Annotated in this window: 15 protein-coding genes and 2 tRNA genes; 12 read left to right on the top strand and 5 right to left on the bottom strand. The window is 68.3% G+C overall.

The genetic code is table 11. From position 1 onward, the window contains the following. Positions 1-8: 8 nt before the first annotated feature. The 5 genes from BW39_RS25905 to BW39_RS25885 all read left to right on the top strand — a co-directional run bounded on the left by BW39_RS25905 (position 9) and on the right by BW39_RS25885 (position 4,549). Positions 9-1,007, top strand: a complete 999-nt coding sequence (locus BW39_RS25905) for a phosphoglycerate mutase (RefSeq protein ID WP_043825011.1) — start codon at positions 9-11, stop codon at positions 1,005-1,007. 10 nt (positions 1,008-1,017) lie between these two features. Beyond that, positions 1,018-2,736, top strand: a complete 1,719-nt coding sequence (gene recJ, locus BW39_RS25900) for a single-stranded-DNA-specific exonuclease RecJ (RefSeq protein ID WP_043825009.1) — start codon at positions 1,018-1,020, stop codon at positions 2,734-2,736. Between the two features lie 97 nt (positions 2,737-2,833). Further along, positions 2,834-3,514: a CsgG/HfaB family protein gene (locus BW39_RS25895; protein WP_043825007.1), complete on the top strand. Its 681-nt coding sequence runs from the start codon at positions 2,834-2,836 to the stop codon at positions 3,512-3,514. Further along, complete coding sequence (locus tag BW39_RS25890; protein WP_043825006.1) at positions 3,511-3,885, top strand: DUF4810 domain-containing protein; 375 nt, start codon at positions 3,511-3,513, stop codon at positions 3,883-3,885. The genes BW39_RS25895 and BW39_RS25890 overlap by 4 nt, the downstream gene beginning before the upstream one ends. Before the next feature lies 1 nt (position 3,886). After that, on the top strand, positions 3,887-4,549 hold the full coding sequence (locus BW39_RS25885; protein WP_013800877.1) for a DUF799 domain-containing protein: 663 nt from the start codon (positions 3,887-3,889) through the stop codon (positions 4,547-4,549). A 58-nt stretch (positions 4,550-4,607) separates the two neighbouring features. Here the strand turns inward: BW39_RS25885 and BW39_RS25880 are convergent, their stop codons facing one another. Continuing rightward, the gene (locus BW39_RS25880; RefSeq protein ID WP_043825004.1) at positions 4,608-6,395 is read right to left on the bottom strand and encodes a methyl-accepting chemotaxis protein; all 1,788 of its coding nucleotides are present in this window, start codon (positions 6,393-6,395) and stop codon (positions 4,608-4,610) included. A 212-nt stretch (positions 6,396-6,607) separates the two neighbouring features. Here BW39_RS25880 and BW39_RS25875 point away from each other — a divergent pair, with 212 nt between their 5' ends. Together BW39_RS25875 and BW39_RS25870 are read left to right on the top strand one after the other, a co-directional pair. Beyond that, a complete protein-coding gene (locus BW39_RS25875; RefSeq protein ID WP_013800875.1) occupies positions 6,608-7,471 on the top strand; it encodes a 3',5'-nucleoside bisphosphate phosphatase in 864 nt (287 codons plus the stop codon). A 25-nt stretch (positions 7,472-7,496) separates the two neighbouring features. Next, the gene (locus BW39_RS25870) at positions 7,497-8,141 is read left to right on the top strand and encodes an L-threonylcarbamoyladenylate synthase (RefSeq protein ID WP_012207210.1); all 645 of its coding nucleotides are present in this window, start codon (positions 7,497-7,499) and stop codon (positions 8,139-8,141) included. 119 nt (positions 8,142-8,260) lie between these two features. Here the strand turns inward: BW39_RS25870 and BW39_RS25865 are convergent, their stop codons facing one another. Then, entirely contained in the window at positions 8,261-9,622 is a 1,362-nt protein-coding gene (locus BW39_RS25865) for a methyl-accepting chemotaxis protein (RefSeq protein WP_043825002.1), read from the bottom strand. Positions 9,623-9,798: 176 nt separating this feature from the next. Between BW39_RS25865 and BW39_RS25860 the strand changes: the two genes are divergently transcribed. The 5 genes from BW39_RS25860 to BW39_RS25840 all read left to right on the top strand — a co-directional run bounded on the left by BW39_RS25860 (position 9,799) and on the right by BW39_RS25840 (position 16,833). Beyond that, a complete protein-coding gene (locus BW39_RS25860; RefSeq protein WP_013800873.1) occupies positions 9,799-10,476 on the top strand; it encodes a site-2 protease family protein in 678 nt (225 codons plus the stop codon). 75 nt (positions 10,477-10,551) lie between these two features. Then, positions 10,552-11,844, top strand: coding sequence for a tryptophan--tRNA ligase (locus BW39_RS25855; protein ID WP_043825000.1), 1,293 nt, complete (start codon positions 10,552-10,554; stop codon positions 11,842-11,844). Positions 11,845-11,938: 94 nt separating this feature from the next. Then, entirely contained in the window at positions 11,939-12,652 is a 714-nt protein-coding gene (locus tag BW39_RS25850; RefSeq protein WP_012207214.1) for a response regulator transcription factor, read from the top strand. Continuing rightward, positions 12,649-14,436, top strand: coding sequence for a FecR family protein (locus BW39_RS25845; RefSeq protein ID WP_043824998.1), 1,788 nt, complete (start codon positions 12,649-12,651; stop codon positions 14,434-14,436). Before BW39_RS25850 ends, BW39_RS25845 begins: the two co-directional genes overlap by 4 nt. 27 nt (positions 14,437-14,463) lie before the next feature. Continuing rightward, positions 14,464-16,833 (top strand): CHASE2 domain-containing protein, encoded by a 2,370-nt coding sequence (locus tag BW39_RS25840; protein WP_043824997.1) that lies wholly within the window; start codon positions 14,464-14,466, stop codon positions 16,831-16,833. Between the two features lie 80 nt (positions 16,834-16,913). Here the strand turns inward: BW39_RS25840 and BW39_RS25835 are convergent. The 3 genes from BW39_RS25835 to hrcA form a co-directional block, all read right to left on the bottom strand. After that, a tRNA-Arg gene (locus BW39_RS25835) sits at positions 16,914-16,990 on the bottom strand. A gap of 177 nt (positions 16,991-17,167) precedes the next feature. Then, positions 17,168-17,246, bottom strand: a tRNA-Ile gene (locus BW39_RS25830). 67 nt (positions 17,247-17,313) lie between these two features. After that, complete coding sequence (gene hrcA / locus BW39_RS25825; RefSeq protein ID WP_013800869.1) at positions 17,314-18,318, bottom strand: heat-inducible transcriptional repressor HrcA; 1,005 nt, start codon at positions 18,316-18,318, stop codon at positions 17,314-17,316. Positions 18,319-18,323 lie beyond the last annotated feature (5 nt).

Here is an 18,323-nt window from a genome sequence, read left to right as displayed (position 1 = left end):
TAGCGGCCATGCTTTTGACCGCGCCCCTGGTGTCCTCCACCCAAGCCCCGCTGGAGGAAACGACCGAATGGATCATCCCCTATGCCGGCGGTCCGTCCTCGGATGCAGCGGATGACGCTGCCGTCGCGGCCGTCTGGGGCGGACTGGAGTTGCCCCATCTCCAATCCCTGCTGGCGTTGATGCAGCCCGCGCCCGCACAGACCGGCACGGAGATGGATTTTTCTCCCCCCCACGAACGCGCCCTGGCGCGCTCGCTGGGCCTGCCCGATGCGCCGGGCCTGATTGCCTGGGCCGCCTGGCAGGCCGGTGAGACGGCGCAGGCCTGCGCCTATGTCACGCCCTGCCACTGGCACATAGGCGCAGACCAGGTCCACCAGAGCGATCCCGCCACCACACCCCTCAGCGATGAGGAATCCCGCCAGCTGCTGGCCCTGCTGGCGCCCTGGTTCGCCGACGACGGCATCGTGCTGGAGTACCAGCAGCCGCAGCGCTGGCTGGCGCGCGGTGCGCTGTTCGATGACCTGGCCACGGCCTCCATGGACCGCGTCATCGGCCGCGACGTGCGGCCCTGGCTGCCCGATGCGCAGCAGGCGCGCGCCCTGCACCGCCTGCAAAGCGAGGTGCAGATGCTGCTCTACACCCATGTCTTCAACGATGCCCGCGCCGCGCGCGGCCAGGTGCCCATCAACGCCTTCTGGGTCCACGGCGCCGGGCGCCTGCAGCCCGGCACGGCCACCGCCGCCAAGGCCGCCGTGCAATGCCTGGACGACCTTCACGCCGCAGCCCTGCAGGGCAACCCCGCTGCGTGGCGCGAGGCCTGGAAGGCGCTGGACGCCGGGCTCATCGCCCGCCTGCTGGAGCGCGTGCGCGCAGGCCACCCGCTCACGCTGACGCTGTGCGGCGAACGCCATGCCATCGCATGGAGCAGCCGCCCGCCGCGCTGGCTGGACAGGCTGGCGGGCCTTTTCGGCCCCCGCGCCCTGCCCGACCTGGGCCGCATGCTCTGACACATTGCCCATGAAAATCATCCCCCGCGAGATCCCTGCGCAGCAGGCCTCGGCACTGCGCCAGGCCGGCGTCCACCCTCTGCTGGCCCAGCTCTACGCCGCACGCGGCGTGTGCTCCGCCGACGAACTGGACGACACGCCTGCACGCCTGCTGGCCCCCTCCGGCCTGCTGGGCATGGAGGCCGCCGTGCGGCTGCTGGCCGATGCCATAGAGCGCGGCCTGCGCCTGTGCATCGTGGCCGACTACGACTGCGACGGCGCCACCGCCTGCGCCGTGGGCTGGCGCGGCCTGCGCATGCTGGGCGCGACCGAGGTCAGCTACCTGGTGCCCGACCGCGTGGTGGACGGCTACGGCCTGACGCCGCCCATCGCACGCCGCGTCAAGGAAACCGGCGCCGAAGTGATGGTCACCGTGGACAACGGCATTGCCAGCGTCGAAGGCGTGGCCGAGGCCAAGGCCCTGGGCCTGCAGGTGGTCGTCACCGACCACCACCTGCCCGGCAACCACCTGCCGCTGGCCGATGCCATCGTCAACCCCAACCAGCCCGGCTGCAGCTTCGAGAGCAAGTCCATGGCCGGTGTCGGCGTGATGTTCTACGTGCTGCTGGCCCTGCGTGCCGAGCTGCGCGCGCGCGGCCGCTTCGACAAGGCCAGCCAGCCCCGGCTGGAGGCCCTGCTGCCCCTGGTCGCCCTGGGCACGGTGGCCGACGTGGTCCGGCTGGACGCCAACAACCGCCGCCTGGTCGCCCTGGGCCTGAAGCAGATCCGCCGTGGCCAGATGCAGCCGGGCCTGCTGGCCCTGTTCGAAGCCGCTGGCCGCAAGGCCTTTGCGGCCACCACGTTCGACTTCGGCTTTGCCCTGGGCCCGCGCATCAATGCCGCAGGCCGGCTGTCCGACATGACCATCGGCATCGAGTGCCTGACCACGGACGATGCGGGCCGCGCCGCCAACCTGGCGCAGATGCTGGACGCCATCAATCGCGAACGCCGCGAACTGGAAGGCGGCATGCGCGAGCAGGCCCTGCTCATGGCCGAAGGCCTGTGCGAGGACGGCATGACGCCGCCGGCCGCCATCAGCGTGTTCGACCCCGACTTCCACGAGGGCGTGGTCGGCATCGTGGCCTCGCGCATCAAGGACCGCATGCACCGGCCCAGCTTCGTCTTCGCCGCCAGCGGCGCGCCGGGGCACGAGCATGAACTCAAGGGCTCGGGCCGCTCCATTCCCGGCTTTCACCTGCGCGACGCGCTGGACCTGGTATCCAAGCGCCACCCCGGCCTGCTGCTGCGCTTTGGCGGCCACGCCATGGCGGCCGGCTGCACCATTGCCGAGGCCGGTTTCGCGGTGTTCGAGAAGGCCCTGGCCCAGGTGGCACAGGAATGGCTGGACGCGGCCACGCTGACGCGCCGCATAGAGACCGACGGACCGCTGGACCCGGATTTCCGCAAGCCCGAAATGGTCGAGCAGCTCAATCTCGCGGTCTGGGGCCAGGGCTTTGCCCCGCCCACCTTCAGCGAGCAACTGGAAGTGCTCTCACAGCGCCTGGTCGGTGAAAAGCACCTGAAACTGCAATTGCGCCATCAGGGCGAAACCGTGGACGGCATCTGGTTCGGCCATACCGACCCGCTGCCGCCATCGGCCTGCATTGCCTTTCGCATGGACATCAATGAATGGCGCGGAGAGCGCAAGGTGCAATTCCTGATCGAGGGAGTGCATTCGGACGCGTCCTAGAGACCCGGGGCGCCATTCACGGTGCCCCTCGGTTAATATCCCCGGTTTTTGCAACAAATTATTGCAAATTCATTCCAAGAAAACCGGGGAAATACTCATGACCTCTCGCCTGTGGCCTTGCACGGCCATTGCCATTACCCTGGCCGCCGGCCTTTCCGGCTGCGCCACCACAGAGCAATCGCGCACGCTTGAAACAGCCAAGCCCGCTTCTGCATCCATCGCCTATCAAGGCCCGCGCAGCCCCATTTCCGTGGGCAAATTCGACAACCGCTCCAGCTTTCAGCGCGGCATTTTCTCGGACGGCGTCGATCGCCTCGGTGGCCAGGCCAGAACCATCTTGGTGACCCATCTGCAGCAAAGCGGCCGATTCAGCGTGCTGGACCGCGACAACATGTCCGAGACCCGCCAGGAAGCGGGCTTCAACAAGCAGGAGCAAGCGATCAAGGGCGCCACCTACGTCGTGACCGGCGACGTGAGCGAGTTCGGCCGCAAGGTGGTCGGGGACCGCCAGTTCTTCGGCGTGCTCGGCCGTGGCAAGGAGCAGGTGGCCTATGCCAAGGTCAGCCTGAACATCGTCCGGGTGCAGACTTCCGAAGTCGTCTATTCGGTGCAGGGTGCCGGCGAATACAGCCTGTCGAACCGCGAAATCGTGGGATTCGGCAGCACGGCCGGCTATGACTCCACGCTCAACGGCAAGGTACTGGATCTGGCCATCCGCGAAGCCGTGGACAAGCTGGCGGCCGGCATTGACAGCGGCGCATGGAAGCCCGCGCAATGAAGCGCCCCATCCATTCGGCAACGGCCCTGGCCGCGCTGGCCATCTGCGCCACTTTGGCCGGCTGCGCTGCGCCGCGCCAGCCGTTGTATGCCTGGAATGACTACCAGCCCCAGGTCTACCAATACCTCAAGGATGACGGCAGTACCGGCGCCGAGGACCAATTGCTCAAGCTGGAAGAAGCCCGCCTGAAGGTGCAGGCCGAGGGAAAGGCGCTGCCGCCCGGCTACCGCGCCCATATGGCCATGCTCTATTCCCGGACCGGCAACAACGAAAAGACGGTGGAGCAACTGGCCGAGGAAAAACAGCATTTCCCCGAGTCCGCCACCTTCATGGACACGCTGCTGCAAACCTTCACGGCCCGCAAGAATTGACATGCGCCTGACCGATCACATCAAGACCCTGGCTCTTGCCATGACCGTGGCGCTGACCGGGTGCGCCACCACCGCGCCCTATGACTATTCGGCGCTGCGGGCATCCAAGCCTGCCTCCATCCTGGTCATGCCTGCGCTGAACCAGTCCCCGGAAGTGAATGCACCGGCGGGCGTGCTGTCCCAGATCACGCTGCCGCTGGCCGAGGCCGGCTACTACGTTCTGCCCGTGGCTGTCACCGAGGAAATGTTCCGCCAGAACGGCATCGTCAGCGCCGACGACGCCCAGGAACTGCCCGTGGCCAAGCTCCGTGAAATCTTTGGCGCCGATGCGGCCCTGTACCTGAACATCCGCAATTACGGCACCAGCTATGCGGTGATCAGCAGCGCCTCCGTGGTCACGCTGGAGGCCAGGCTGGTGGACCTGCGCACCGGCACCCAGCTGTGGGATGGCAGTGCCACGGCCTCCAGCGCCGAAGGGCAAAGCTCCGGCGGCGGACTGGTCGGCATCCTGGTGACGGCACTGCTCAACCAGATCCTGGACACCATGAACGACCGCAGCGTGCAGATCGCCTCCATCGCCAACCAGCGCCTGCTGTCGCCCATGGCGCAGCGCGGACTGCTGCCAGGCCCGCGCTCGCCCGACTACGGCAAGCCGCGCAACTGACGAAGGCCTGCAGGCCGGCGCTGACTTGCACGCCGGCCTGCATCCCCGCTCCTCCCGGTCAGAAGGTCTCCCAGTCGTCGTCCGCCCCGGCCTTGGCCGCTGTCCTGGCGGGGGCCTTCGCCACGGGCTGCTGGATCTTCTGGGGCGCCGGCGCATTGCGCACGGCGCGCGCTGGACGTACGGGTGCCGCAGGCGCAGGGCGCACCGCAGCAGTTGCACCGGTTGCGCCGATAGATGCCGGCCGGCGTGCCGCTGCGGTGGCTGGCACGTGTGCCCTGGCCGGCGCCAGTGCGCTGCCCTCCTGTCCCAGCTTGAACACCGCCACCACCTCGGACAGGCGCCGCGCCTGGTCCTGCATGGCCAGCGCAGCCGCGCTGGATTCCTCGACCAGGGCCGCGTTCTGCTGGGTCATCTGGTCGAGCTGGGTCACGGCCTGGTTGACCTGGCCGATGCCGTCGCGCTGCTCGGTGGACGAGGCCGTGATCTCGCCGATGAGGTCGCTGACGCGGCGCACGCTGGAGACGATTTCCTCCATGGAACGCCCCGCCTGCTCCACCTGCTTCGAGCCCGACTGCACGTTGTCCACGCTGGTGGTGATCAGCAGCTTGATTTCCTTGGCCGCCTCGGCGCTGCGCTGGGCCAGCGAACGCACCTCGCCCGCCACCACGGCAAAGCCCCGGCCCTGCTCGCCTGCGCGGGCCGCTTCCACGGCGGCGTTCAGCGCCAGGATATTGGTCTGAAAGGCAATGCCGTCGATCACGCCGATGATGTCGGCGATCTTGCGGCTGCTGTCCGTGATCTGCTGCATGCTGGTGACCACCTGGGCCACCACGGCACCGCCCTGCTCGGCCGCCTGCGCGGCCGTGGCCGCCAGCTGGTTGGCCTGGCGCGCCGTGTCGGCCGACTGGGTGACGGTGGCCGTCAGCTCTTCCATGCTGGCCGCCGTCTCCTCCAGGTTGGCCGCTGTCTGCTCGGTGCGCGAGGACAGGTCCTGGTTGCCGCTGGCGATCTGGTTGGAGGCCGTGGACACGGACTCCACGCCAGAGCGCACTTCGCCCACCACGCCGCGCAGCCGCTGCGCCATGCCGTTGAGTGCGCCCAGCAGATGGCCCAGCTCATCGCCCCGGTTGCTTTGCACCGAGCCCGTGAGGTCGCCTGCGGCAATGCCGTCGGCCAGGGCCACGGCCTGGTCCAGCGGCCGCGTGATCGACCGCATGATGGCCACCCCCATGAACAGGCCCAGGGCCACGATGACCGCACTGGTCAGCGCACCGATCCAGTACGCCTGGCGCCGATGGGCCACGCCTTCCTCGCGCGCCAGCTCGCTTTGGCGCTCCAGTTGCTGCACGAAGGCTTCCTGCGCGCTGTTGTAGCGCTCGGCCGCCGGGCGCAGCTGCTTTTCAACGATGTCGAACGTGGTGGCGAAATCGCTGGCCTTGCGCGCCTCCTGGGCCGCCGAGTTGGCCTTGAGCGTCTCGCGGCGCTCGGCCGCCACGGCGTCCAGCGCCTGCTTGGACTGCGTGCCCAGCTGCAGGTCGCCCACCTGCTTTTGCAGCACGTTGATGCGCTCTATGCCCTTGCTCATCAACGCGCGCTGCTGCGCGGCCAGCGTCTCGTCGGGCGACATGGCCGCGACGATGGAGCGCTCCACGCTCATCTGCGTCAGATGCCGCCACTCGCGCGCCAGCGTGGCGCCGCTTTGCGCGGTCATCACATCGGTGTTGATCTTCTCGTTGACCCCGTGCAGATAGACCAAGATGCCGCCGTTGACCACCAGCATGCTCACCAGCAGTCCCAGCACCAGGGCCCACAGCTTCTGGGCGACCGTGATTTGATTCAGATTCATGGAAAAACCGATCTTTTTTATAACAATGCCGGAGCCAGGCCATGGCGCCCCTGCCGCCCATCGCTCCGGAAACCATTCTTGTCCACCCTTGACGGCGCCTGGCTGATCATCGTCATGCATCCGTCACTATTGAGGCCTGTTAACCCGCACTCAGGGAAGTCCCCCAGCCGCACTGCCCGGCTCGGAAAAGCACCGACACCTACAATGGACCGGTGCCCAAGTCCTATCTGAACGCCGATCTGCATAGCCACTCCGTGGTCTCGGATGGAACGCTGACGCCGGAGCAACTGGCCGAACGCGCCGCCTCCCGGGGCGTGCAGCTGTGGGCGCTGACCGACCATGACGAAGTCGGCGGCCAGCACCGCGCCGCCGCCGCCGCGCGCGCCTGCGGCATGGACTACCTGACGGGCGCCGAGATCTCGGTGAGCTTTGCAGGTGCCACCGTGCACATCGTGGGACTGGGCTTTGACGCGGACGACCCCGCCCTGCTCGAAGGGCTGCACGCCACGCGCGACGGGCGCGGCCCACGCGCCCGTGAGATGGCCCGCCAGCTGGAGCTGGCCGGCATCGAAGGCAGCTACGAAGGCGCGCTGCGCTTCGCTGGCAATCCCGGCCTGATCTCACGCACCCATTTCGCACGCTTTCTCGTGGAATCGGGCCGCTGCCGCGACACGGGCGAGGTGTTCCGCCACTACCTGACCGAAGGCCATCCCGGCTACGTGCCCCACACCTGGGCCCGCCTGGCCGACGCCGTGCGCTGGATCACGCAGGCCGGCGGTGTGGCGGTGATCGCCCATCCGGCCCGCTACGCGCTCACCGCCAACGAGGAATACGCGCTGTTTTCCGAATTCAAGGCCCATGGCGGCCAGGGCGTCGAGGTCGTCACCGGCAGCCACCGGCCCAGCGAATACACCATCTATGCCGACATGGCGCGCGAATTCGGCCTGGCCGCATCGCGCGGCAGCGATTTCCACAGCCCCGAGGAATCGCACACCGATCTGGGCGACCTGCCCTACCTGCCGGGCCAGCTGACGCCGGTATGGGAACTGCTGAGCGAGCGCATACAGCTGGCCTGAGCTCCTCCCGCCAACAACGCACACCATGGTCCTACGCTTCGAAGCCCACCCCGACAATCCCCAGCCCCGTCTCATCAAGCAGGCCGCCGACATGCTGCGCCAGGGCGCCATCCTGGCCATTCCCACGGATTCCAGCTACGCGCTGGTCTGCCATCTGGACGACCGCCCTGCGGTGGAGCGGCTTCGCCGCATCCGGCAGATCAACGACAAGCACCATCTCACGCTGCTGTGCCGCGACCTGTCGGAGCTGTCCAGCTATGCGCGCGTGGACAACCGACAGTACCGCCTGCTCAAGCTGGCCACGCCGGGGCCGTACACCTTCATCCTGGAAGCCTCCAAGGAAGTGCCCAAGCGCCTGAGCCATCCGTCGCGCAAGACCATCGGCCTGCGCGTGCCGGACCGCAAGGGCACGCAGCTGCTGCTGGAGCAACTGGGCGAGCCGCTGATCGCCACCACGCTGATCCCGCCGGGCGAGACCGAGGCCCTGCACGACGCGGATGCCATCCTGGAGCGCTTCCCCCACGAGCTTGACGCCATCGTCGATGCAGGCGCCTGCCCTTCGGAGCCGACCACCGTGATCGACCTGGTTCCCATGGCCCTGGGCAATCCGCCGACCGTGGTGCGCCAGGGAAGGGGCAGCCTGGACGCCCTGGGCCTTGAGATGGCCTGATGAAGATGGCCTGGCGAAGATGGCCCGAGCAGGGGCTATGCTCCGCACCGCATGAAAGACAAACGCCGGGCAAGCCCGGCGTTTGTGTTGTGAAGGGACGCTGACGAGAGAGATGCAGATCAGTGCTGCGCCAATTCCAGCGACCGCAGCGACCGGGCCGCAGGCGTCGGCGTACGCTGCGGCGGCCTTGGCGAACTTGGAGAACTTGGCAAACTTACTGTGGGCGCCACGGCAACGGACGGGGCCAGCGCGGGCCTGGCCTGCGCTGCCGAGAACCCCGCGCCCGCCGCAGACTCTGGCTCGTCATCGAGCTTGAAGGCGCCCACCGCCTGCTCCAGATCCTGGGCGCGCTCGCTCAACGCCGAGGCCGCGCGCGAGGCCTGCTGCACCAGGGCTGCGTTCTCCTGGGTGGCGCTGTCCATGTGGCCCACGGCCGCGTTGACCTGGGCGATGCCCTCGCTTTGCTCGCGCAGCGCCTGCGACATTTCGCCCAGCAGGCCCGATACCTGGCCCACGGCGCCCACGATTTCCTGCATGGTGGCGCCCGCCTGGTTGACCAGGCCGGCTCCGCTTTCCACCTGGCGCACGCTGGTGGTGATCAGTTCCTTGATCTGCTTGGCGGCCTCGGCCGAGCGCCCGGCCAGGCTGCGCACCTCGCTGGCCACGACGGCAAAGCCCCGGCCCTGCTCGCCCGCACGCGCCGCCTCCACGGCCGCGTTGAGCGCCAGGATATTGGTCTGGAAGGCGATGCCTTCGATGACCTGGATGATGTCCACGATCTTGCGCGAGCTGCCGCTGATGGCCTCCATGGTCTGCACCACCTCGCCCACCACGGCCCCGCCGCGCTTGGCGGTGGACGAGGCATCGACGGCCAGGCCGCTGGCCGAATGCGCGCGGTCGGCGTTCTGGCGCACGGTGGCGGTGAGCTGCTCCATGCTGGCGGCCGTCTGGGCCAGCGCCGAGACCTGGGCCTCGGTGCGGCGCGACAGGTCGGAGTTGCCGGCGTCGATCTCGCCGGCCGACAGGCCGATGGAATCCGTGGACTGCTTGATGCGGCCGACCAGCTCGGTCAGCGTGTCCTCCATGGTGCCCAGCGCGCCCAGCAGGCGGCCGAAGTCGCCCTGCAGCTCGGTCGAGAACTCCTGGCTCAAATCACCGGCCGCCACGGTCTCGGCAATCAGGATGGCCTGGCCCAGCGGCTGCACGATTCCCCGCCGCAGGCTGAACCAGGCCACCAGGGCCAGCACGCAAACGGCGGCGCCCAGCCCCAGCACCCACCAGCGCGTATGCACCAGCGCCTGCTCGGCCACCGTGGTCGCTCCCCCGGCCGCCAGCGCCTGTTCGGCCTGCCCCAGTGAAAACACCGTGACCGCCATCATCGTGAAGACCAGCAGATTGATACCGCCGAACGCAATCACCAGCCGCCAGCCTATCGGCAGCCTGCCCAAGCCCAGTACGCCCACGTGCCACCTCTTGTACATATGGCCCGAGGGCCTTGGTGAAAAACCTGTTGAGGGAACCATCCCATCGGTGTTTCATTTTGCAACACAGAATGGGGCATTGCCAATCTGCGGGAAACCACCATATCCACGCGGCCAGAGCGCAGCGCACGGGCTCTGGCGGCTGCCAGCGGCAAGGGTGGCCAGCGTCTGAGACAATGCCCGCCGTGGACATCTCCAACCTCATCCAGACCGTACTCATCTATGCCCTGCCCGTGCTCTTCGCGATCACGGTGCACGAGGCAGCCCATGGCTATGCCGCGCGCCACTTCGGCGACAACACGGCCGCCATGATGGGACGCATCACGCTCAACCCCATCAAGCACATCGACCCCATCGGCACCATCCTGATGCCGCTGCTGCTGTACTTCGCCACCTCGGGCGCCTTTCTGTTCGGCTACGCCAAGCCCGTGCCCGTGCGCTTCGACCAGTTGCGCAACCCCAAGCGCGACATGATCTGGGTGGCCCTGGCAGGCCCGGCCTCCAATTTCGTGCAGGCCCTGCTGTGGGGCGTGCTGCTGGTGGTTCTGGTGGGATCGGGCGTGGGCGAGCGCTTCTTCATAGAAATGTGCCGCGCCGGCATCCTGGTCAATCTGGTGATGTGGGCCTTCAACCTGTTTCCGCTGCCGCCGCTGGACGGTGGCCGCATCCTTGTCGGCCTGCTGCCCTGGCGCCAGGCGCAGTGGGTGGCGCGCATCGAGCCTTGGGGCTTTTTCATCGTCATGGGCCTGGTCATCGCCGGCGTGGTCGGCAGCCTGTGGCTGCGCCCGCTGATGGACCTGGGCTACGCCGTGATCGACTTCGCGCTGACCCCGCTGATCGCGCTGCTGCGCTGAACGCGCTGCAGAACGGTCCACCGGCTGTCTCTGCGGCTCCCTGTTTTTCTTTCTTGCCTGTCGAAGCCTCCCGTCATGAGCACCATCCGTTTCCTCACCGGCATCACTCCCAGCGGAACCCCGCACCTCGGCAACTATGCCGGCATGCTGCGCCCGGCCATCGCGGCCAGCCGCTCGCGCGAGGTCGAGAACTTCTACTTCCTGGCCGACTACCACGCCCTGATCAAATGCCAGGACCCGGCACGCGTGCAGCGCTCCACCATCGAGATCGCGGCCAGCTGGCTGGCGGCGGGGCTGGACCCCGAGCATGTGACCTTCTACCGCCAGTCCGACATTCCCGAGATCCCCGAGCTGTGCTGGCTGCTGACCTGCGTGACCGGCAAGGGCCTGCTCAACCGTGCCCACGCCTACAAGGCGGCCGTGGACAAGAACCACGCGGACGGCACCGAGACCGATGACGGCGTGACCGCCGGCCTGTTCATGTACCCCGTGCTCATGGCGGCCGACATCCTGGCCTTCAATGCGCACAAGGTGCCTGTGGGCCGCGACCAGGTCCAGCACATCGAGATGACGCGCGACATGGCCTCCAGCTTCAACCACATCTACGGCGGCGAGTTCTTCACGCTGCCCGAGGCGCAGGTCGAGGAGAACGTGGCCACGCTGCCCGGCCTGGATGGCCGCAAGATGAGCAAGAGCTACAACAACACCATCCCGCTGTTCTCCTCGCGCGAGCAGCTGCGCAAGCTCATCGGCAGCATCACCACCGACTCGCGCACGCCCGGCGAGCCCAAGGAAGTCGAGGGCTCGGCCCTGTTCCAGATCTACCAGGGCTTTGCCAGCGAAGAGGAAACCGAGGCGCTGCGCCGCCAGTACGCCGAAGGCATTGCCTGGGGCGACGCCAAGCAGCAACTGTTCGAGCGCATCGACCGCGAGCTGGCCCCCATGCGCGAGCGCTACGAGCACCTGGTGGCCCACCCTGCCGAGCTGGAGGACATCCTGCAGGCCGGCGCCGCCAAGGCCCGCCGCGAGACCCTGCCCCTGATCCGCGAACTGCGCTCGGCCGTCGGCCTGCGCAGCCTGGCACAGGCGCCCGTGGCCGCCAAGGCCAAGGCCGCCAGGCAGGCCCTGCCCCAGTTCAAGCAATACCGCGAAGCCGACGGCAAGTTCTACTTCAAGCTCGTCGCCGCCGACGGCCAGCTGCTGCTGCAAAGCCTGGGCTTCGACGCCCCCAAGGAAGCCGGCCAGGCCATTGGCCAGCTCCAAAAGGAAGGCGAGGCGGCCCTGTCCGCACTGCAGCCCCGGCTGCAGCCCGCAGACCCCCAGTTGGTGCTGGCCGCCCTGCAGCAACTGCGCGATGCCGCAGAGTAAGGGTAAGCTTCGCTTTAGAAACCGCCTATTTGCGGGCAGTCTTGCCCGCGGGCTCGGCGCCGGGATTGCGGCGCGTGCGTGAAAGGACATTTGGATGCGTATAGCTGCTCTGGACGATGATCCGCTGCAACTGGAGATGCTGCGTCAGGTCGCGCTGGAGACGGGCCACAGCTGCCACACCTACCAGACGGGCTCGGCCCTGCAACTGGAGCTTCGCCGCGAGAGCTTCGACCTGCTGATCGTGGACTGGCACCTCCCGGACATGGAAGGAACGGACCTGGTGCGATGGGCGCGTGGCCATGTCAGCCGCGAGCTGCCCATCCTCATCATCACCCACCGCAGCGAAGAGGCCGACATCGTCGAGGGCCTGTCCTGCGGCGCCGACGACTTCATGGTCAAGCCCGTGCGCCATGCCGAGCTGCGCGCGCGCATGGCCGCCCTGTTGCGCCGCGCCTATCCGGTGAACACGCAAAGCGTGCTGGAGTTCGGCCCCTACCGTTTCCTCACCACCACCAACAGCCTGGAAATGCACGGCCAGCCCATCGAGGTGACGCACCGCGAGTACACGCTGGCCCTGACCCTGTTCCAGAACCAGGGCCGGCTGCTGTCGCGCGAGCACCTGCGCGAAGCCGTGTGGGGGCACAACGCCGAAGTGCAGTCGCGCTCGCTGGACACGCATATCTCGCGCCTGCGCGCCCTGCTGAACCTGCGCGCCGGACAGCCCTACGCCATCAGTGCCGTGTACGGCTATGGCTATCGCCTCGATGTGCCCGACGCAGCGCTGCAGGCGCTGCAGCAGGCATCATGACCGTACACATGCCTGCCGCCCTGGGCAGGCCCGTATCGCGGGCCTGCATGCTGGCCGCTCTCGGGCTGCTGGGCCTGGGCGGCGCACAGGCCCAGATCAAACCCGTGGGCCGCAACGGCGACACGATGGCGCACCGAGTCGTCGCCGGCGACACGCTGGAGCAGTTGGCGGCCCGCTACCTGGGCGATGCCCGCCAGTGGACCGATCTGCAGCAGCACAACGGCGTGTCCAATCCCTACCGCCTGCGGCCCGGCTCCGTGCTGGAGATCCCCGTGCGCCTGCTGCGCGCCGCAGTGGCCTCCGTGGAATTCGTGCAGGGTGATGCGCGCAGCACGCGCCCGCTGGACCACCTGGCCGATACGCAGGGCGCGGCCGGAGACGATGCGGGCCAGCCCCTGCGCAAGGGACAGACGCTGCAGGAAGGCGAGCGCCTGCAGCTGGCCCCGGACGCATTCGTCGCCGTGCGCCTGGCCGATGGCTCCCTGGTGCGCGTGCAGTCGCAGTCCGATGTGGTGCTGCGCCAGATGCGCCGCAAGGGCCGTGCCGGCAGCCTGCAGTCCGTGCTGGATCTGCGCGAGGGCGGTGTCGAGGCTTCGGTGCCTCCCGAACCCGGCAACGCACAGCGCCGCTTCGAGATCCGCACGCCCGCTGCATCGACCAGCGTGCGCGGCACCCGCTTCCTGGTCCAGGCCGATGCCGCCGGCAGCACGGCGGCCGCCGTCGATGAAGGCACCGTCGCCGTGGGCTCCGACGCTTCAAGCGCGAACACTGGCGATGCGCTGCTGCGCCCGGGCCAGGGCGTGGCCGTGGCCGCCAATGGTCGCGTAGGCGAGCCCCGCCCCATGCTGGGCGCGCCCGACATCACGGCGTGGCCCGCGCTGGCGGAAGACGCCAACTGGATCAGCCTGCCCCTGCCCGGCTTGCCGGGCGCCGTGCGTTACCAGCTACAGCTGTCGCGCGATGCCGACATGACCCAGGTGCTGCGCAGCGCCAGCTTCCAGGCCACGGCATCGCCGCTTCGCCTGGCGGGCGTGGAGGACGGCGATTACGTGCTGTCCCTGCGCGGCATCGATGCCCAGGGCATTCCGGGCGCCGCCAGCCGCCGCGCCCTGCGCGTCAAGGCCCATCCCGTGCCGCCGCTGTATGAATCACCGCAGGCCGACGCCACCGTGGGCCTGGGCCGCGCCAGCCTGCAATGCACCCAGGTCGTGGGCGCCGCGCGCTACCGCATCCAGGTCGTCTCTGCCGATGCGCAGGCCGGCTTTGCCGAGCCCGCCATCGATGCACGCGACCTGAACGACTGCACACTGCCCCCCACCACGCTGGCCCGCCTGCCGGCCGGACGCTATCTCTGGCGTGCCGCCAGCATTCGCACGCTGGCCGATGGACAGCCCGACCAGGGCCCGTTTGCCGCAGCCCAGGCCATGCAACTGGCGGCCGTTCCTCCCCAGCCCTCGGCCAGCGCGCTGCAGATGGGCGACGGCCCGGCCGAAGGCAGCCGCCAGATCCGCTGGAGCGGCGAGCCCGGCCAGCGTTACCACGTGATGGTGGCGCGCGACCAGGAGTTCACCGCGCCGCTGGTGGACCTCTGGACCGACCAGCCGCAATGGAGCACCGAGGAGCTGCCCGCAGGCAGCTACTACCTGCGCCTGCAGATCGAGGATGCCAACGGCCTGCGCAGCGATTTCTCGGCCGCGCGCCAGTTCCGCACCGGCAGCTGGATCGTCGATGCCAGCGGCGAGATGATGCATTCGGGCAACGGAGAGCGCCTGCAGCGCCAGTAGCCGTGCCCGTTCATTCCCTGCCCGCGCTTGCCCACCCAGCCGCCCCTGCCTGACAGCCCCGCCACGCCGGCGCAGCCAGCGCCTGCGCGTGGCCGTGGACTGCGGCGGGACTGGCTGCTGCTGGCGGCGGGCCTGCTGTCCCTGGTGTTCTGGCTCAGCGGCGACGGGCAGCTCGACCGCATCAACGGCTTCGTACAGGACACGGCCAGCTGGCTGCACCGCCCCAAGGCATCGCAGGACATCGTCATCGTCGCCATCGACGATGCCAGCATCGACGCCATTGGCCGCTGGCCCTGGCGTCGCGCACTGCACGCCGGCCTGCTGGAGCGCATCAGCCAGGCACCGCCGCGCGCCATAGGCCTGGACGTGATGCTCAGCGAGGAAGACCTGGACTACCCCGGCGACGACCTGCTGCTGGCGCGCGTTCTGCAGCGCAGCGGCCGCACCGTCTTGCCCGTGGCGCCAGGCAGCGGCCCGCTGCCGGCCTTCGCACAGGCCGCAGCGGCGCTGGGCCATACCCAGCTGCCCGTGGACGCCGATGGCGCGGTGCGCGGCTTCCATGCCATAGAAGGCAGTGCGCAGCAGCCCTGGTGGCACATGGCGCTGGCCCTGCACTGCGTGGGCGAGAACGGCCGCGCATGCGCCCGCCCGGAGCCCGTGCCGCCCATGGACCCCGACTCGCCCTCCTGGCAACGCCGCCAGCAGGAGATCATTGCCTTTGCACAGGCCAGACCGGAGCAAGGCGCCAGGGACCGCTCGCCCTTCACCACCTATTCCTACATCGACGTGCTGCGCGGCCGCATTCCTGCAGCGGCATTCCGCGGCAAATACGTGCTCATCGGCACGACGGCCACCGGCCTGGGCAGCCGCTTCACCGCACCGCTGGGCACCAGCGCGCGGCCCATCTCCAGCGTGGAGATGCTGGCCCATGTGCTCAACGGCAGCCTGCAGGGCTCGCATGTGCATCCAGCGTCGGCCACGCTCAACCGCGCGCTCAATGCGGCAGCCGTGCTGCTGGCCCTGCTGGCCCTGGCCTGGCTGGGCCCGTCGGGCGGCATGCTGGCCTGCGCGCTGCTGGCCCTGGCCTGCCTTTCGCTGGCCGGGCTTGCGCCGCGCCTGTGGCAGGTGCAGACGGCGCCTGCAGCCGGCCTGCTGGGCCTGGCCCTGGCCTATCCGCTATGGAGCTGGCTGCGCCTGCGCGCCGCCGCGCGCTTTCTGGCGCTGGAGCTGCGCGACCTGCAGGGGCAGGGCCTGCCCACCGCGCTGCGCCTGGGCGGCGACCTGCTGGACCAGCGCATCGCGGCCGTGGAGCAGGCTTCGCGCCAACTGCGCGCCCTGCACCATTTCGTCAGCGAAAGCCTGCGCCAGCTGCCCTCGCCCACCTTTGTCTGCGACCGGCAGGGCCATGTGCTGCTGGCCAACGCCGCAGCCCACGCCTATGCCCGCAGCCTGGGGCATGGCCTCAGGGCCGGCGATGCCCTGCCCCGGCTGCTCGATGGTCTGCGGGCACTGGACACGGCAGCCGGCGCATCCGCCGGCCAGCCCTTGCTCACGCCCGAGGCACTTGCCGCCCACGGCCTGCCGCCCAGCAGCGAGGGGCGCGACCCCATGGGACGCAGCCTGATGCTGCTGACCCAGACCTTCGAGGCACCGCCGACCACGGGCTGGCTGATCACCCTGGTCGATATCAGCGATCTGCGCAGCGCCCAGGCCCAGCGCGACCTGGCCATGCAGTTCATCTCGCACGACATCCGGGCGCCCGTGGCGTCCATCATCACCTTGCTGGAGATGCAGCGCGGCGCCGTACAGGCGCCCGACCTCGGCCTCCTGCTGCCGCGCATCGAAAGCTATGCCCAGGCCTCCCTGCAGCTGGCCGACGATTTCGTGCACCTGGCACGCGCCCAGCAGCAGGCGCTGCGCCGGGAACGGCTGGACCTGGGCCTGGTGCTGGACCAGGCCGTGGAAAGCTGCTGGGCCCAGGCCTCTGCGGCCCACGTGCAGCTGGAGTTCCACCTGCCCGAACAGGAATGCCCCGTGCTGGGCGATGCGGGCATGCTCCACCGCGCGGCCGTCAACCTGATCGGCAACGCCATCAAATACGGAGCGCGCGCAGATCAGGCAAACCCCGCCACGGTGCAATGCCTGCTGTGGCAGGACGCAGGCCATTGCCGCATCACCATCCGGGACCACGGGCCCGGCATGGATGGGAAGGCCGTCGCCCGGCTGAGCCAACCGTTCGAGCGCCTGGACCATCACCAGCACCTCGACGGCGTGGGCCTGGGCCTGGCCTTCGTGCGCACCGTGGCCGCCCGACATGGCGGGCAGCTTGAGATAGAAAGCACGCCCGGCCAGGGCAGCGCCTTCAGCATCGTGCTGCCGAAAGCGGAACAGGCCTGACTGGCATCCCAGGGATGCGGATGCAAATGCAGAAAACGAAAAAGCCCTGAAGTCTTTCAACTTCAGGGCTTTGCGTTTTTTGGTGCGGCTGGCAGGAATCGAACCCACGACCCCTTGGTTCGTAGCCAAGTACTCTATCCAGCTGAGCTACAGCCGCAACGCTTCGCATTGTAGCAGCGGGTTTTGGGGCTCCCGGACAAAAGCGCCATATTTCTGCAAAAAACCCGGCGCCCGCTTTCCTCGGCAACCGGGCGATGGCATGCCATGCGGCAGCCGTGCGCCCAGCAAAAAAGCCTGCCGCCCGGAAAGGCGGCAGGCTTTTCATACCAATGGATGGTAGGGCCTCCCAGAGTCGAACTGGGCACCAACGGATTATGAGTCCGCTGCTCTAACCAAGCATGAGCTAAGGCCCCTGATTCACCAAGGCAGCACGGATGTAGGCCATGGCAAACAACTATTGTAGAGCCTAACCCGCAGGACTCAGCGCTTGTGACTCAGCGCATTGCTGACGAGCTTGGAGGTGATGTCCACGATCTGGATCATGCGGTCGTAGTGCATGCGGGTGGGCCCGATCACGCCCAGCGTGCCCACCACCTTGCCGTCGAGCTCGTAGGGCGCGCTGACCACGGACAGCTCCTCGAAAGGCACGACCTGGCTTTCACCGCCGATGTAGATGCGCACGCCTTCCGCCTGGCTGGAAAAATCCAGCAGCCTGAGGATCTGGGTCTTTTGCTCGAACAGGTCGAAGGCGCGGCGCAGATTGCCCATGTCGCTGGAGAAATCGCTGACCGACAGCAGGTTGCGCTCGCCCGCGATGACCACGTCCTCCTGGGCGCTGGTCATAGCCTCCGTGCCGATGTTGACGGCCGCCTGCATGAGCGTGGCCACCTCGCCGCGCAGCAGCTCCACCTCGCCCTTGAGGCGCTCGCGCACCTCTTCCATGGCCAGGCCCGCGTAGTGGCTGTTGAGGAAGTTGGAGGCTTCGATCAGCTGCGAGCCCGAGTAGTCCACGTCGGTGAAGATGACGCGGTTTTGCACGTCACCGTCGGGCGATACGATGATGACCAGAAAGCGCCGCTCCGACAGCCGCACGAATTCGATGTGCTTGAACACCGAGGTGCGGCGCGGCACCAGCACCACGCCCACGAACTGGGAAAGGCTGGACAGCAGGTTGGCGGCGTTGGCGATGACTTTCTGCGGCTGCTCGGGCGCGAGCTCGGGCGTCACGATATCGGCACGGTCTGCAGTGAGCATGGTGTCCACGAACAGCCGGTAGCCCCGGGCGGTCGGAATGCGGCCCGCCGAGGTGTGCGGGCTGATGATCAACCCCAGGTCTTCGAGGTCAGCCATCACATTGCGTATCGTGGCAGGCGACAATTCAAGCCCCGACGCACGCGACAGGGTTCGCGAGCCCACAGGCTGGCCGTCAGCGATATAACGCTCGATCAGCGCTTTGAGCAACAACTTGGCACGTTCGTCGAGCATGTGAT

The sequence above is a fragment of the Delftia sp. RIT313 genome (genome assembly GCF_000632165.1).
GTDB classification, from domain to species: domain Bacteria; phylum Pseudomonadota; class Gammaproteobacteria; order Burkholderiales; family Burkholderiaceae_C; genus Comamonas; species Comamonas acidovorans.
Note: the sequence above shows the minus strand (reverse complement) of the source record. Positions and strands in the feature narration are given on the sequence as shown.